The sequence below is a fragment of the Anaerocolumna sedimenticola genome, assembly GCF_009931695.1.
Classification (GTDB): Bacteria; Bacillota; Clostridia; order Lachnospirales; family Lachnospiraceae; genus Anaerocolumna; species Anaerocolumna sedimenticola.
Genome location: NZ_CP048000.1, coordinates 4968374 through 4983464, shown reverse-complemented (window position 1 = coordinate 4983464; position 15091 = coordinate 4968374). Strand labels below are relative to the sequence as shown.

Here is a 15091-nt window from a genome sequence, read left to right as displayed (position 1 = left end):
ATTAACATTATTTTATTAAACTTAGGAGGTTATTATATGGCGACAGTTAAACTTAAAATTGCAGAATTAAGAAAAGAAAAAGGAATAGGGCAGCAGGCTTTAGCAGATGTTCTAGGTGTATCATATCAATCCGTTAGTAAATGGGAGACAGGTATAACAATGCCTGACATTACCTTATTACCAGTTATAGCAGAGTATTTTAATATATCAGTAGATGAATTATTAGGACTGAAACCCCTGCACCATCAAGAATATATACCAAGAAATTCAGATAATCATGACACCTCAAACGGCAGGGAAAATAACCTTTACAAAAACCGAAAATACTTTTGGAATGATGATTACCTGCAGTTTCTCATTTACAATGTCTGGCAGGTGGAAAAACCGGTGGATGTAATTGAATTCAGATGCTGCCAGGGTTATTTAGGGAAGCAATTACTCGGTATTTTACCCAATGGAAGTACTTATACAGGAGTTGATAATGAGTATTTCACGGATAAAGCCAAGCTTAATTTTGAAAACTCAAATTTTGATACAACATTTATCAATTCAGATATTTATTCCTTTGAAACCAATAAAAAATATGATATAGCCATTATTCAGGCTGGTTTACGGCATATGAATAAACCACTGGAAGTCTTACAGAAAATGACGAACTCCGTAAAAACAGGTGGTATTATCATTTGTATTGATGTTAACAGGGAATTTGAAAATGATGGATTATACATAGATGGTATGGATTATAGTTATTTATGTACCGCATTTGATTTTCATAAAGTGTGGAAGAAAGAGTTGGAACAGGAGGGCAGAGATTATGCAATCGGAATGAGATTGCCGTTTTATATGCATCAATTAGGTTTGCATGATATTGATATCCGTATGAATGACAGAGTTCTGTATGTGAGTCCTGATATGCAGGATTATGAGCAGATAATGCAGGATATTATGGCTATTCATGGTTGGGATAAATCATTTGCCGGAATCAATAATGAAAACACCATTGAATACTTTATGAACAGGGAAGTAGACAGAGTTCAGGCAGAAGCTTATATTAAGATGCAATCTTCAATTGCTGAATATTTTCAAAGTAATGAAAAAAATAAATCATTTCTATTTGTTCAAGGACTACTAATTTCATACGGAAGAAAATAGGAAATGTTGATTAATTACTAAGACAGTTCATATATGATACAGCAATAATGAAAAAGCATTAAGATTTAATCGAATGAAAACTAATTATTGAATGAGCACAAAAATAAACGGGGAAGTGTTAAACAAAATAGTAAATTTAAAATCTAATCATAGGAGAGTCTAATGGATACCAATTTAATTGCTCCTTGGGAGCTATTACAAAAGAAAATGACATGGGAACAGTTAAACTTTATACATAATAAGAGAGTACTGGACTTTGGCAGCGGTAATGGTATGACAGCTGACCATTTGGCAATAGATAATGAAGTGATAGCAATTGAACCTGACAAAAGGATGGTTGAAAATAGGTTTTCCGTAAATGAATACACACAGATAACAGGCGGGCTGGATGATATCAGGAATTTTGAGGATGAATCTTTTGATGTGGTGTTGTGCCATAATGTTTTAGAGTATGCTTTGGAAAGAGAAGTGATTATTAAGGAATTCGCGCGTGTATTAAAAAAAGGCGGCTGCCTGTCGATTTTAAAACATAATAAGGCCGGACGGGTAATGCAAATGGTAGTGTTATTAAATAATTTTGAACATGCAAATGAATTATTGGAAGGCGGAATGGGACATGCGGAGAGGTTTGGTACCATCAATTACTATGAGGATAACGATATTCTGGAATGGTCCCATGATTTTGCAATTGATAAAATATTAGGAATGAGAACTTTTTGGGATTTGCAGCAACAGCAGGAAATTCAAAAGGACAAAATGTGGCAGGAACAGATGCTTGCCATGGAAATGAAAGTCAGTGAATTGGAAGAGTTTAAATCAATCGCATTTTTTCATCATGTTATTTTACATAAAAAATAATAAAAACACGGAGGTAAAATCATTGAATTTAAAAAGAAAATTAATTATTATTATTACGGTTTTATCAATCATAATATCCTTATTCCAAGCAGCATATAAGTTTTTACTTCCAATTTATTTTTCCTATAAATTTAATTTCGATTTAAAAGATGCAAGTAGCGTAGGTATTATAGGGGGAGCAGATGGACCGACAACTATATATGTGGCAGCTTCACAAGCCGGTAATTTTCTTACTATTATACCAGCTATGATATCAATAGTTGGTGTTATATATCTTATAAAAACAAATAGAAAAAGAAAGAACCCGGAGTCAGACTAATAAATTCATCTAATAAGAGAGAGAGGTATAAAAAAATGAGATACTTTAAAAAATTAGTAGGTAACCGGGTGTATTTATCACCCATGAACGTAGAAGATGCCGAAACTTATGTTAAATGGCTGAATGACTTCAACATAACGGATGGACTGGGAAGCTCGAATAGAATTACATCCTTGGAAAATGAAAAAGAATGGGTTAAACATAATTCAGGACAGTACCAGTTTGCAATAATTCGTCTGGAAGATGATCAACTCATTGGTAATTGTGGAATTCAAGATATTCAACAATTAAGACAATGTGCGGAAGTGGGATTATTTATTGGAGAAGAAGAAAACCGTAATAAAGGATATGGAGCGGAAGCACTTAATTTATTGGTAGATTATGGATTTGATTATTTAAATTTGAATAATATCATGTTAAAAGTTTTTTCTTTTAATGAAAGAGCAATAAATTGTTATAAAAAGGTCGGGTTCAAAGAAATAGGGAGAAGAAGGCAAGCTTATTATTTAAAAGGAAGGTTTTATGATGAGGTATATATGGATATTTTAAGGGAAGAACGAAATTAAATGTCTGATATTAATGTACGGCTAAAGGCAGAAGAATGGGTGATCGATGGACAGGAAGCAGGACTGATTATACCGTCTGAAGATCAGGTAAAAGAATTTAATAATCAGGCGGAGGTTATTATAAAATATCCAAAGGTTTTAAAAAATAATGGAAATCAATATTATTTCTTTATCATGTATGCAGATAAAAATAACATTCAGAGTATTGCTAAAACAATAAAATTCATAGATTAAACCTTAATCGTTATATTGTTAATTATTTTTCTAAGGAGGTAAAACAGATGTTTCGATATGTACATACTAATATTATAGCGAGAGATTATACTAAGCTGATTCAATTTTATAAAGAGGTACTGCATTGTAAAAGCATAGGTGAAAGCAGAGATTTAAAAGGGAAATGGTTGGATGAGCTAACAGGAATCCAGGAAGCACACATTGTAGGTGAACATCTTTGCCTGCCTGGATACGGGGAAGATCATCCTACATTAGAGATATTTTCCTATGACAGTATGTATGACAGAGAAGAAGCCCTTATTAATACTTATGGAATAGCTCATCTGGCATTTGAAGTGGATGATGTTGAAGTTACTCTAAAAGAAATTTTAAAAGCCGGCGGAGGGCAGGTTGGAGGCGTAGTTACTGCGGATTATCCGGATAAACAGGCCGTTTTTGTATATGCAAAGGATCCGGAGGGAAATATTATAGAACTGCAGAGCTGGAAAGTTAGAGAATTAAATAATTGAAAGTGAAATTAAAACGGCCAGCATAGAAAGCATTACTGTCAAGGATAGTTTATTTAAGAGGAAAGATAATAGCAAAAAGCCGCATCTCCCATAAGAAATAATTTTCGTTTCTTACCTGGAGTGCGGCTTTTCTATATATATTAACAGAGGTTAAAAAATTGTTTTAGCGAACATTATTTTGAACGTTGCAACATAGATTTACTATGTTTCTTACTTCTTTAAAGTGATTTTCCTATCTATTATAGTATTCTATAAGGCATAGACTTAAAATTTAAATATAGGCGTATTTAAATTTGTTTATTCCTATAATCAGGTAATCCTTTAAATTCATTCGTTCTTTGATTTAGGCATTTTTAAATTAGGCATAATTGTATTTTTAAAAAATTCACGGGCATTTTCCGGTTGTACATGGTGGGCAGTTCCGTTTAAGGAGACTGCAACACCGGTGCCCTGGCATTCTTTCATACAGAAATTAGCTTTAAAATCGATTTTATCATGTAAGGCATTTTCTTCAATCATTTGCTGAAAGAGCTGTATTATATTATAGGAACCCTTTAAGTGGCAGGAGCTTCCTATGCAGACACTAAGTTCAAGCATTTTATTTATCCTCCTTAACGCTGTCTGCATAATGAACATGCAGAAGCTCATGCACACGGCCTTTTAACAGACCATTATATAAGGACATCATCAGAGGGTTTTCTTCAGAACGTTTAATATTTGATAATTTATCAGCAGAATAAAGTCCTTTTCCGCGTTTTTCTTTTTCTTCCTGGGAAGTGAAAGGCTGACCTGCTCCGCTGACACAGCCGCCCGGACAAGCCATTACTTCTACAAAGTCATAATGCTCACCGGCTTTAATGCTTTCAATTAAATCACCTGCATTTTTAAGACCGCTGACGATGGCAATACGAAGTTCTCTGTCACCAAACATAATTTTGGTTTCTTTAACACCTTCCATACCGCGAACACCCTGGTAAGCAATTGACATTAAAGAAGTAGAAGATTTATCGGAAGAAAGACGTCTTAATACGGCTTCCGTAACCCCGCCGGTTACACCGAATATCACACCCGCTCCGGTCATAGTTCCAAATGGCATATCCACTGCCTCCGGTTCTAAATCTGCAAATACGATACCGGATTCTTTTATCATCTGAATCAATTCCTGGGTAGTAATAACATAGTCAACATTCGGATCTCCGTTTACTTTGAATTCCTCCCTGGCTGCTTCCTGTTTCTTAGCGGTACATGGCATTACAGCTACATGGACAGGTTTTCTGCTGGAAGTTTTGTTCTGTTCTTTAATTACGGAAGCAAACATCTGCATCGGAGAACGGCAGGTAGAAACGTTAGGAAGCAATTCCGGATAATTTTTTTCACAGAAATTTACCCAGGCAGGGCAGCAGGAAGTAAAGAGCGGCATCTTGTTATCACCTGCTTCCAACCGTTTTAAAAACTCATTGGACTCTTCCAAAACGGTTAAATCGGCACCGGTGGAAGTATCATAGATTTCGTCAAAGCCCATACGTCTTAAGGCAGCAACGATTTTACCTATGGTATTTTCTCCATTGGAATGACCTAATTCTTTGCCGATAGCTACACGCACGGCAGGAGCAATCTGAACCGTAACTTTCGCATTTTTATCATCCAGGGCTTCCCATACTTTGTTTTTATCATTTTTAACAACGATGGCACCGGTAGGACATGCTGCCGCACATTGACCGCATCCTACACAGGGGGAAGAAGCAATTGGCTGGTCAAATGCAGTACTTATGGTCATTTTGGAACCACGGTGAGCAAAGTCTATTGCACCGACATTCTGGATTTCATTGCACATACGTACGCAGTCACCGCAGAGAATACATTTGTTCTGATCTCTTGTAATACAATTGGAAGAATCGTCAATCTTAGGTTCCGCAGCCGTATTAGGAAAGCGTACGCCCTCGATATTAAAGGTAATAGCCAGATCCTGTAACTTACATTTTCCATTATTGTTGCAGGTAGTACAATCTCTGCAGTGGTTTGCCAAAAGTAATTCCAGGATCATTTTGCGGTATTTTCTAAGACGCTGGGTATTGGTTTTAATCTGCATACCCGGTTTGGGAGGTGTGGAACAGGCGGCGTCCAGTCCTCCCCACTCGTTTTCAACCATACACATACGGCAGGCACCGTATATGGATAATTCAGAGTGGTAGCAGAAAGTAGGCAGTTTTATACCGGCTTTGCGAATGACTTCCAGAAGATTTTTCTCTCCGTTTATTTCAACCGGCATTCCGTCTATTATCATATAATTATTCGTATTCATATTTTACACCTATTGCATAACACAACTGCAAGCAGATATGTTACTGCCACATACGATAGAATGCAGACAAAGTAAACACTCTATTGTCATAGATAAAAAGGAGTGAAAGAATCACCTTGTGGCAACCTTTCTTTATCTATATTTTCTTTCACTCTTACCTCTCATACTATTTTTCTCTTAGGTAATTGCGAAGCTCCAATATTGAATCTTATATACCATGCCATTAATACAATTTTAGAGCCGAATTTGTCCCCGGAGGGCAACTGAAGCTATAAACTTCGTATCAATTGTATGGTATATTCGAAAAACTACATAGTTTCGCAATTACCTATATTCTTTTTTTAATCTTCCTTAATAGCGTGGAATGGACAGGTTGAAATACAAGCCTGGCATTTAATACATTTTGTTTCATCAATTTTAAACGGTTCTTTGATTTTACCGGAAATAGCATTAACAGGGCAGGATTTGGAACATTTGGAACAACCTTTACATAAATCCGGGTCAATCTGAATCTTTTTCAATTTCTGGCAGCTTCCGGCCGGACAGCGTTTTTCATAGATATGAGCTTCATATTCTTCACGGAAACTCTTAATGGTACTTACTACCGGGAAAGCAGCAGTTTTACCAAGACCACAAAGTGCAGTGGAGGAAATGGTATCTGCCAGTTCAAGAAGAAGTTCGATATCACCATCCTGGCCATTACCCTCTACGATACGTTCCAAAATAGCAAGCATCCGCTTCGTACCCTCGCGGCAGGGAACACATTTACCGCAGGATTCGTTCTGGGTAAAATTCATAAAGAAACGGGCAACTTCCACCATACAGGTATTACTGTCCATAACTACCAAACCGCCGGAACCAATCATAGCACCCGCTTTTTTCAGAGAATCAAAGTCCAGAGGCAGATCAAGGTGTTCTTTGGTTAAACACCCACCGGATGGTCCGCCGATTTGTACGGCTTTAAATTCACCGCCGTCCCTCATACCGCCGCCAACGTCAAAGATAACTTCACGTAAGGTAGTGCCCATAGGCACCTCAATGAGACCAGTGTTTTCAATATTTCCGGTTAAAGCAAATGCTTTAGTTCCGGCACTTTTCTCCGGACCGATTCCTTTATACCAGTCGGAACCGTTGCAAATGATAAGAGGAACATTTGCAAATGTTTCTACGTTATTTAATACGGTAGGTTTATCAAATAGCCCGTGTTCTACGGTTCTTGGAGGTTTTACTCTCGGCATACCTCTGTTACCTTCGATAGAAGCAGTTAAGGCACTTCCCTCTCCGCATACAAAAGCACCGGCACCCCGGTTAATATGTAGATGGAAGCTAAAATCCGTACCCAGGATATGATCCCCTAACAACCCAAGTTCATTTGCCTGTGTAATAGCAGTTTTTAAGCGGCTTACTGCCATAGGATATTCCGCACGTACATAGATGTAACCTTCACTTGCACCGCAGGCAAGGCCGGCAATCATCATTCCCTCCAGCATTCTGTGAGGGTCACCCTCCATAATGCTTCGGTCCATAAATGCACCGGGATCTCCCTCATCACCATTACATACGATATATTTCTGTTCCGTATTCTGACGTTTTACCTGAGCCCATTTTCTTCCGGTAGGGAAACCGCCGCCCCCGCGGCCTCTTAAGTTGGATTCTGAAATTTCATTAATAATGTCATCCGCACTCATATCAAACAGAGCTTTTTCAAATGCAGTATAACCACCGATTCCAAGGTATTCAAAAATGGAAGTAGCATCAATATGTCCGCAGTGTTCCAATACCAGACGGGTCTGTTTTTTATAAAATGGAATCTCATCCTGTTTTTTATGGATTGTACCGCCTTTCTGGTAAGCCAGACGTTCGATGTGTTTTCCTTCTTTAATGGTTTTCTCAACGATTTCCTCACAGTCGGAAAGTTTAACTTTCGTATAGAGGTAACCCTGTGGCTCAATTCTTACCAGAGGGCCCATTTCGCAGAAACCGTGGCATCCGCTTTTCTTCATTCCGATGGCATTCCCATGAGGCTCTTCCTGAAGCTCTAGGTCGCAAGGGATGTTCTGTTCTTTTAAAATTTCAGTCAAACGGTCATATATTTCCATGGAACCGCTGGAGATACATCCGGTACCGGCGCAAACCAGTATTTTTTTCTCTTCCGCAGTAAGGCTTGTTTCATAGGTACTGCGAAGTTTTACTAGATCTTCTCTATTGTTAAGCATTACTGTTCCTCCTTTAATTCATTCAGAAGTTCCGTAGCTTTATCCGGTGTCATGGCAGGGTATACTTTGTCATTTACGGTAAGTACCGGAGCAAGTCCGCAGGCACCAAGACAGGATACTGTTTCAACCGTAAATAATAAATCATCCGTAGTGGCTTTTATTTCCGAAAGACCTAGTTCTTTACGAAGTCTATCCAAAATCGGAATTGATTTTCTTACATGACAGGCAGTTCCGTCACAAACTTTGATGACATATTTACCTTTTGGCTGCAGAGAGAAGTTCTCATAAAAGGTCGCCACACTGTATATTTTAGCCTGGCTGATTCCAAGTTTTTTCGAGAGATAAGGAAATACTTCTTTCGGCAGGTAACGGTAGTACTCCTGGATATTCTGCAAAATAGCGATAATAGCACTTTGCTTACTTCCAAGCTCATCGATGATTCCATCGATAACCTTGTAGTCAAATGTTTCGTTCATATAATCCTCCATTCTGAAAATGAACTTTTTTTATTAAATTACATGATGAGCTTACTAATTCAGACACAATTTCTTTGATAAACTTTTGGATAACTTAGCCAGTGAAAAGGCCATATCTTCATTTTGAACCAGAACGCTGTCCGGTACATTTAAATTAACCGGCGCAAAGTTCCAGATGGCAAGGATACCGCTTTCTACCATGGAATTACAGATTTCCTGCGCTTCCGATGCCGGTACGGCTATTATTCCGATACGGACTTTCATACGGCCGCATAAATCTTTCAGCTTATCAGAGGAGAGTACTTTCTTACCATTAATAGTAGTACCGATAATATCCTCTCTCACATCAAATGCGGCAATAATATCAAGGCCATATTTGGAAAAACCGTCATAGGAGAGAAGAGTACGGCCTAAATCTCCGGCACCGGCTATAACAGCACTGTCTGCATCATCGTAACCTAAGAATTTTTCTATATCAAAGATCAGGTTTTTCGTAATATATCCAATTTTCGGCCGGCCGCCGGAACTAATTATTGCTAAATCCTTCCTTACCTGCACATCATTAAACTTTAATGCCTCGGCGATCGTTGTAGCTGAAATATTTAAAATCTGATTATCAGGCAAAGATTTCAGGTAATTCAGATACATTGGAAGCCGCTGTAATGTTTGCGTGGAAATGGACTTATAAATCATGATTATTCCCCTTTGCTTTTAATGTACGTATCCATAGCAGCTGCCGCAGCCTTTCCGGCACCCATGGCTAGGATTACCGTAGCTGCACCGGTTACGGCATCACCTCCGGCATATACTCCGGGAAGAGAAGTTAATCCGGTAGTTTCATCTGCAATAATTCCACCCCATCTTTGGGTTTCAAGTCCTTTGGTAGTTGATTTGATGAGAGGGTTTGGAGAGGTACCTATTGACATAATGACACATTCTGTTTCCACATCAAAATCACTGTCTTCTAAAGGAATTGGTTTTGCACGTCCGGATTCGTCCGGTTTACTTAAGACCATCTCCTGGCAGCGAATTCCGGAAACCCAGCCATTTTCATCTCCTTTAATTTCAAGGGGATTGGTTAAAAACAGGAAGTTAATTCCTTCCTCCTTGGCATGTTCGATTTCCTCAAGTCTTGCCGGAAGTTCCTTTTCCGTACGTCGGTAAACGATAGTAACATCTGCACCCAGACGTTTTGCACATCTGGCAGCATCCATGGCAACATTTCCGCCTCCCACTACCGTTACTTTTTTTCCTTTTTGTATTGGTGTGGTGCTATCGGAATTGTATGCTTTCATAAGATTAACTCTGGTTAAAAATTCATTGGCGGAATAAACACCTTTCAGGTTTTCTCCCGGTATATTCATAAATCTTGGAAGTCCCGCACCGGAACCGATAAAGACTGCTTCAAATCCGTATTCATTTTTTAATTCTTCTATGGTTAAGGTTTTACCTACGATCACATTAGTAGCGATTTCAACACCAAGTTCTTTTAAGGTATTGATTTCTTTCTGCACAATAGCTTTTGGAAGACGGAATTCAGGAATACCGTATACCAAAACCCCACCTGCAAGATGTAATGCTTCAAATACGGTAACTTCGTAGCCTTTTTTCGCTAAGTCTCCGGCACAGGCAAGTCCGGAGGGGCCGGAACCGATAACAGCTACTTTATGTCCGTTAGAAGCAGGTTTCACTGCCTTAGCAATACTGCCCCCATTATGATAATCCGCTACGAAACGTTCCAGTCTTCCGATAGCAACAGCTTCCCCTTTAATACCGCGGACACATTTCTGTTCGCATTGGGATTCCTGAGGACATACACGGCCGCATACGGCGGGAAGGGAGCTGGAACGTGTAATAATCTCATAAGCAGCTTCAAAATTACCTTCTGCAACCTCTTCAATAAATTCCGGAATATGAATCTGTACCGGACAGCCGCCGATACAAGGTTTATTTTTACAGTTAAGGCAGCGCTTTGCTTCATCGATTGCCTGCTCTCTTGTATAACCTAAAGTTACTTCCAGGAAATTTTTATTTCTTATCTCGGGTGCCTGGGCAGGCATTTCATTTTTAATGAGAGACATATTCGGCATGTTATTTCACCTCCATTTTATATAGATTACATAACGTTTCATGAGCTTTAAGTTCAAATGGTTTATAAATGGATGAGCGGGCAATAGCTTCATCAAAATCTATTTCAAAGCCTTCAAAATCCGGTCCGTCTACGCAGGCAAATTTGGTTTTACCACCGACACTTAAGCGGCAGCCGCCGCACATACCGGTTCCGTCAATCATAATCGGGTTCATACTGGCAATGGTTTTAACTCCATATGTTTTTGTTAAGCTGCATACAAACTTCATCATGATAAGTGGTCCTATGGTGATTACGGTATCATATTGGTTACCGTCTTCAATTAATGCTTTAAGTGCATCGGTTACCAGCCCTTTTTCTCCGTAACTGCCGTCATCTGTCATTAATACCAGTTTACTGCTGGCATTTTTAAATTCTTCTTCTAAGATAACTAAATCTTTATTACGGAAACCTACGATAGAATGTACTTCGCAGCCTTGTTCATGAAGTTTTTTCGCTACCGGATAAGCGATAGCACAACCAACACCGCCGCCTACTACGGCAACCTTCTTTAAACCTTCTGTTTCCGTTGCTTTTCCTAAAGGTCCTGCAAAATCCTGAATATAATCACCCGTATTTAAGTGATTTAAGGCTTCTGTTGACGCGCCTACGATTTGGAAAATAATGGTCACCGTACCTTTTTCACGGTTATAATCAGCAATCGTTAATGGAATTCTCTCACCGTTTTCATCCACACGAAGAATGATAAACTGACCCGGTTCAGCTTTTTTGGCTATCATGGGTGCATCAATCTCCATTAATGTAACCGTGGGATTTAATATTTGTTTTTTTATTATTTGATTCATATTAATACCCATTGCATAACACATCTGCTCGCAGATGTGTTACTGCCACAAACAATAGATTTCAGATAAGACATGCATTCTATTGTCAAAAATAAAAAGTGCGAAAGAATCTTAATGTGGCATTCCTTCCTTTAAGTATATTTTCTTTCACACGAACGCAACATGGCCGCTTAGGCGACCGTAAATGTTACAGTATGCCTATTAAAGACGTAACTGTGTGATACATCTTGTTGATTGTATTTTATCGTTATTATTTTAACAAACTCTGATTTTATCTTGTAATATAAAGATGGCATATCGATATACTGTTATCGATATGCCAGAATGGATATAGATGCATATAGTTTAACATAAAAAAATCATACAAAATTAATGAACAGACAGTATGTTAAAATATTCAAGCAAACGTTAAGATTTTGTGCCGTTATATAAAAATCAGTATATCGGTATTGTAATATCGATATACTAAGGCATATCATACTAAGGTGATGAATCACCTTAATATGGAATAACTGTCTATGCTATTATTTCTCCAAAAAAGAATAAATAAAATACAGCACAATTTTACTATTGTATTAATAAAATTTTACTATAAGGTTCTCCATAAAAGTGCTAAACTGATAGTACAAAAATTACAAAATAATGAATTTTATAAGAAAGGAAAGGACAATATGCATAAGACAATTAAAAAAGCTGTGTGCATTCTACTGTCTGCTGCTATGATAATTTCATTATCAGCATGCAGTAACTCCAAAGGTACACAAGACAGTACCAATGCCACTATGGGTTCTTCAAGTTCAACAGCAGATTCAAACACGAATGGAGGCAGCGACGAGAAAGTAACTATTTCTTTCTACTCCTGGTGGGCAGATGCAGAACAGGAGATGGGAAATGCATTAATTGAAGCTTTTGAAAAGAAATATCCAAATATTAATGTAGAACCTACCTATATTGCACAAAGTGACTATTTAAGCAAATTGAATACATTGGTAGCTGCCGATACGCTTCCGGATGTATATTACTTAAATGAATACCTTATTAATGACTGGGGCAGTTCCGGTGTATCTGCAGACCTGGCTCCGGAGTTCAAGAAAATGAATATCAATCCTGATGATAAATGGATTGATACTGCGCTTTATAAGAGCGGCGATGCGCTTTATGGTATTAATTACGGTTCCACAACAATCGTTTTATATTATAATAAAGATATGCTTAAAACAGCCGGAATTGAAGCTCCCGGTACTGATGCAACAAAACCCTGGACATGGGATGAATATGTTAATGCAGCAATTGCTATGACAAAAGATGTAAATGGAAAAGGACCAAAAGATTCTGGATTTGATTATAACAGCTGCACACAGTTCGGAACTACTATGACAAACAGCTGGATTTATTGGTTACCACTGCTTTATTCAGGCGGTACTTCAATTGCCAATGATGCCGGTGATGCTCTAAATATTACTTCTGATGCAGCTATCAATACTCTTCAGTCGATTGCAGATTTGTCCCTGGTTCACCAATGTGCACCTACGGCCGGTGTAATGGACAGCGCATTTTCCGATACATCAGCTATGTTAATGAATGGACAGCTGGGTATGTTTATAGGCGGAACATTTTTGCTCGGTAACTTTACTAAAGAAAAATTTGATGTTGGTATTACCCAGATTCCTACATCAAACGGAGCTGCGGCCAGCAATATGGTTTGGTCTGCTGCTTACTCAATGTCTGCTAAAACAGAGCATCCGGATGAAGCTGCATTATTCCTTGATTTTATGGCTGATTTTGATAATACCGTACAAGTATCTCTTGATACAGGAGTAGGTATTGGAACTCTTCCAAGTACAAAAACAACACTGGATCCGTCATCAGAACAATATGCTAATTGGAACAAAGCTTATGATCCGACAATGGCTGAAGTCTCATCCGGTATTTTAACAGGTGCATCCCGTGTTGGTGAAAATGTAACACTAAAGAATTTTTCCACTATCATGGACGAGACTCTGGTGCCTGCAATGGATCTGGTTTGGTTGGGTTCTAAATCAGCAAAAGAAACAATGGCGGAAGTGGAAGATACACTTAAGTCTAAGCTGGAAGGTTCTTGGAAATAACATAACTACATAAAAACTAATAATAATAGCCACTCATTACCTGCATTAAAGTTAGTGCAGGTGAGTGGCTGTTATTAAAGATGACAAGGTGGTGTACTTTTGAATAAAAATAAACCTATAAAAAATAATCTGGTAAAATCAAACTTAAAATGGGGTTATATTTTTATCACTCCTGGAATTATTGGCTTTTTATGTTTTAGTCTGGGCCCTATGCTCTATAGTCTGTATATTAGTACCATGGACTGGAACATTATTACACCTATGAAATTTATCGGACTAAAAAACTATGCAGAAGCTTTCGGTGATAAACTAACCTGGAAGTCTTTAAAAGTTACGGCATATTACACTGTATTAACTGTACCGTTAGTTGTAGCTGTTTCGTTTCTTGTTGCCATGCTTCTGAATATGAAAGTAAAGTTAATCTCCTTAGCCAGGACGATATTTTATATTCCTTCCATTGTTCCGGTTGTAGCCAGTGCTGCAATATGGATGTATATTTATAATCCGACCTATGGCTTATTAAATGGTATCTTACGTAATACGGGGCTGCCTACCCAGAATTTTATATATGGGCCCAATAGTGTTATACCCTGCCTGGCTGTAATGGCCGTATGGGGTGCAGGAAATACGGTAATTATTTATCTGGCCGGTCTCCAGGGTGTGTCTCCCCAATTATATGAGGCAGCAAAAATTGACGGGGCAAAGGGCAGGCAAACATTCCGTCATATAACGATACCGCTTATGACACCAATTATCTTTTATAACGTTGTCATGACTACCATTGGCTGTCTTCAGACATTTACCCAGTCTTATATTATGACGGACGGCGGCCCGGCGGATTCAAGTCTGTTCTTTTCCTTGTTAATTTACCGTAATGCATTTAAGTTCGGAAGAATGGGTTATGCAGCTGCATTATCCTGGATTTTATTTGTTATAGTCGGTGCTTTAACGTTAGTGATATTTTCTACATCGAATAAGTGGGTTTATTACGAAACAGGAGGAGATAAATAATGAAAATGAAATCACTCAGTAATAAATTCAGCATGGCGGCTTTGGTTTTACTTTCGCTCATAATGATCTTTCCATTCTTTTGGCTGGTAAGAAGTTCATTTATGTCTGATAGGGAAATTATGTCGATGCCCATTCAATGGATGCCATCATCGTACAGCTTTGATAATTTTGTACTTGCATTTAAGCGTGCTCCGTTTTTACGATATTTTGAAAATTCCATATTTTTGGTTGTAGTAAATGTTATCGGACAGATTGCAAGTTCCAGTTTTATTGCATTTGGGTTTGCAAGATTTAATTTTAAAGGAAAAAATTTCTGGTTTGCAATGATTCTTTCTACCATGATGATACCTTATACGGTAATTATGATCCCCAGTTTATTCTTTGGCAGAGCGTAGGTTTATATAAT

At 38.1% G+C, this 15091-nt stretch carries 16 protein-coding genes; 9 read left to right on the top strand and 7 right to left on the bottom strand.

Going from position 1 to position 15091, the window contains the following annotated elements; genetic code table 11:
- Positions 1-36: 36 nt before the first annotated feature.
- The 6 genes from Ana3638_RS22210 to Ana3638_RS22185 all read left to right on the top strand — a co-directional run bounded on the left by Ana3638_RS22210 (position 37) and on the right by Ana3638_RS22185 (position 3638).
- On the top strand, positions 37-1152 hold the full coding sequence (locus Ana3638_RS22210; protein ID WP_161839978.1) for a DNA (cytosine-5-)-methyltransferase: 1116 nt from the start codon (positions 37-39) through the stop codon (positions 1150-1152).
- A 162-nt stretch (positions 1153-1314) separates the two neighbouring features.
- A complete protein-coding gene (locus Ana3638_RS22205; RefSeq protein WP_161839977.1) occupies positions 1315-2010 on the top strand; it encodes a class I SAM-dependent methyltransferase in 696 nt (231 codons plus the stop codon).
- Positions 2011-2032: 22 nt separating this feature from the next.
- The gene (locus tag Ana3638_RS22200) at positions 2033-2329 is read left to right on the top strand and encodes a sodium ion-translocating decarboxylase subunit beta (protein WP_246240513.1); all 297 of its coding nucleotides are present in this window, start codon (positions 2033-2035) and stop codon (positions 2327-2329) included.
- 35 nt (positions 2330-2364) lie between these two features.
- Positions 2365-2895 carry a GNAT family N-acetyltransferase gene (locus Ana3638_RS22195; protein ID WP_161839975.1) on the top strand — a complete coding sequence of 177 codons (531 nt, stop codon included), beginning with the start codon at positions 2365-2367 and terminating at the stop codon, positions 2893-2895.
- Positions 2896-3129, top strand: a complete 234-nt coding sequence (locus tag Ana3638_RS22190; protein ID WP_161839974.1) for a hypothetical protein — start codon at positions 2896-2898, stop codon at positions 3127-3129.
- Between the two features lie 47 nt (positions 3130-3176).
- Positions 3177-3638 (top strand): VOC family protein, encoded by a 462-nt coding sequence (locus Ana3638_RS22185; protein WP_161839973.1) that lies wholly within the window; start codon positions 3177-3179, stop codon positions 3636-3638.
- 327 nt (positions 3639-3965) lie between these two features.
- On the opposite strand, the gene Ana3638_RS22180 is transcribed toward Ana3638_RS22185, so the two are convergent.
- From Ana3638_RS22180 to Ana3638_RS22150, 7 genes are all read right to left on the bottom strand, one after another.
- The gene (locus tag Ana3638_RS22180) at positions 3966-4235 is read right to left on the bottom strand and encodes a (2Fe-2S) ferredoxin domain-containing protein (protein WP_161839972.1); all 270 of its coding nucleotides are present in this window, start codon (positions 4233-4235) and stop codon (positions 3966-3968) included.
- 1 nt (position 4236) lies between these two features.
- Positions 4237-5940, bottom strand: coding sequence for a [FeFe] hydrogenase, group A (locus Ana3638_RS22175; protein ID WP_161839971.1), 1704 nt, complete (start codon positions 5938-5940; stop codon positions 4237-4239).
- A 341-nt stretch (positions 5941-6281) separates the two neighbouring features.
- A complete protein-coding gene (gene nuoF / locus Ana3638_RS22170) occupies positions 6282-8156 on the bottom strand; it encodes an NADH-quinone oxidoreductase subunit NuoF (protein WP_161839970.1) in 1875 nt (624 codons plus the stop codon).
- Entirely contained in the window at positions 8156-8632 is a 477-nt protein-coding gene (locus tag Ana3638_RS22165) for an NADH-quinone oxidoreductase subunit NuoE family protein (protein WP_161839969.1), read from the bottom strand. Before Ana3638_RS22165 ends, nuoF begins: the two co-directional genes overlap by 1 nt.
- A 54-nt stretch (positions 8633-8686) precedes the next feature.
- Entirely contained in the window at positions 8687-9325 is a 639-nt protein-coding gene (locus Ana3638_RS22160) for a redox-sensing transcriptional repressor Rex (RefSeq protein ID WP_202621526.1), read from the bottom strand.
- A 2-nt stretch (positions 9326-9327) separates the two neighbouring features.
- Entirely contained in the window at positions 9328-10722 is a 1395-nt protein-coding gene (gene gltA / locus Ana3638_RS22155; RefSeq protein WP_161839968.1) for an NADPH-dependent glutamate synthase, read from the bottom strand.
- A 1-nt stretch (position 10723) separates the two neighbouring features.
- Positions 10724-11566 carry a sulfide/dihydroorotate dehydrogenase-like FAD/NAD-binding protein gene (locus Ana3638_RS22150; protein WP_161839967.1) on the bottom strand — a complete coding sequence of 281 codons (843 nt, stop codon included), beginning with the start codon at positions 11564-11566 and terminating at the stop codon, positions 10724-10726.
- Between the two features lie 671 nt (positions 11567-12237).
- On the opposite strand from Ana3638_RS22150, the gene Ana3638_RS22145 reads away from it, so the two are divergent.
- The 3 genes from Ana3638_RS22145 (at position 12238) to Ana3638_RS25505 (ending at position 15080) form a co-directional block, all read left to right on the top strand.
- Positions 12238-13674: an ABC transporter substrate-binding protein gene (locus tag Ana3638_RS22145; protein WP_161839966.1), complete on the top strand. Its 1437-nt coding sequence runs from the start codon at positions 12238-12240 to the stop codon at positions 13672-13674.
- Between the two features lie 99 nt (positions 13675-13773).
- A complete protein-coding gene (locus tag Ana3638_RS22140; protein WP_246240510.1) occupies positions 13774-14685 on the top strand; it encodes a carbohydrate ABC transporter permease in 912 nt (303 codons plus the stop codon).
- On the top strand, positions 14685-15080 hold the full coding sequence (locus Ana3638_RS25505) for a carbohydrate ABC transporter permease (protein WP_246240507.1): 396 nt from the start codon (positions 14685-14687) through the stop codon (positions 15078-15080). The genes Ana3638_RS22140 and Ana3638_RS25505 overlap by 1 nt, the downstream gene beginning before the upstream one ends.
- Positions 15081-15091 lie beyond the last annotated feature (11 nt).

Coding starts and splice junctions, on each gene's coding strand:
- Ana3638_RS22210 (WP_161839978.1), top strand. CDS start 37: ATGGCGACAGTTAAACTTAAAATTGCAGAATTAAGAAAAGAAAAAGGA.
- Ana3638_RS22205 (WP_161839977.1), top strand. CDS start 1,315: ATGGATACCAATTTAATTGCTCCTTGGGAGCTATTACAAAAGAAAATG.
- Ana3638_RS22195 (WP_161839975.1), top strand. CDS start 2,365: ATGAGATACTTTAAAAAATTAGTAGGTAACCGGGTGTATTTATCACCC.
- Ana3638_RS22190 (WP_161839974.1), top strand. CDS start 2,896: ATGTCTGATATTAATGTACGGCTAAAGGCAGAAGAATGGGTGATCGAT.
- Ana3638_RS22185 (WP_161839973.1), top strand. CDS start 3,177: ATGTTTCGATATGTACATACTAATATTATAGCGAGAGATTATACTAAG.
- Ana3638_RS22180 (WP_161839972.1), bottom strand. CDS start 4,235: ATGCTTGAACTTAGTGTCTGCATAGGAAGCTCCTGCCACTTAAAGGGT.
- Ana3638_RS22175 (WP_161839971.1), bottom strand. CDS start 5,940: ATGAATACGAATAATTATATGATAATAGACGGAATGCCGGTTGAAATA.
- nuoF (WP_161839970.1), bottom strand. CDS start 8,156: ATGCTTAACAATAGAGAAGATCTAGTAAAACTTCGCAGTACCTATGAA.
- Ana3638_RS22165 (WP_161839969.1), bottom strand. CDS start 8,632: ATGAACGAAACATTTGACTACAAGGTTATCGATGGAATCATCGATGAG.
- Ana3638_RS22160 (WP_202621526.1), bottom strand. CDS start 9,325: ATGATTTATAAGTCCATTTCCACGCAAACATTACAGCGGCTTCCAATG.
- gltA (WP_161839968.1), bottom strand. CDS start 10,722: ATGCCGAATATGTCTCTCATTAAAAATGAAATGCCTGCCCAGGCACCC.
- Ana3638_RS22150 (WP_161839967.1), bottom strand. CDS start 11,566: ATGAATCAAATAATAAAAAAACAAATATTAAATCCCACGGTTACATTA.
- Ana3638_RS22145 (WP_161839966.1), top strand. CDS start 12,238: ATGCATAAGACAATTAAAAAAGCTGTGTGCATTCTACTGTCTGCTGCT.
- Ana3638_RS25505 (WP_246240507.1), top strand. CDS start 14,685: ATGAAAATGAAATCACTCAGTAATAAATTCAGCATGGCGGCTTTGGTT.